This window comes from Burkholderia sp. SIMBA_062 (assembly GCF_046534765.1).
Classification (GTDB): Bacteria; Pseudomonadota; Gammaproteobacteria; order Burkholderiales; family Burkholderiaceae; genus Burkholderia; species Burkholderia ambifaria.
In genome coordinates this window covers 1-262 of record NZ_JAWRYD010000349.1, presented here as the reverse complement: position 1 = coordinate 262, position 262 = coordinate 1, and the positions used below count along the sequence as shown (strand labels likewise).

The window sequence follows — 262 nt, the reverse complement described above, 5'->3', positions numbered from 1 at the left end:
GAAGGTGCTGCAATAGCGAAAATCGCGCCGATACCGGCGGGAACGACGATACGTCTCATGAAAGGCCTCCCTGAGCAAATTAATTTTGTAAGCACTCCGACAGCATTTGCGCGCGTGGCCGGAACTGCGACCCGGAGAATAATCGGTCATATACGCGACACCTATTGCTGTTTCTGGATTGGACCTTTCCAACTTCGTCAACAATCGCGCAGATCGTCGGGCGGCATTCTGTAAGATGAAAGCCCGCTCCGATTCGCCGCCC

Annotated in this window: 1 protein-coding gene; it reads left to right on the top strand. The window is 54.2% G+C overall.

Annotated features, from left to right (window positions below):
- On the top strand, window positions 1-234 hold a 234-nt coding region (locus tag SB786_RS36645; RefSeq protein ID WP_410731641.1), incomplete at its 5' end, for a hypothetical protein.
- Window positions 235-262: the final 28 nt, after the last annotated feature.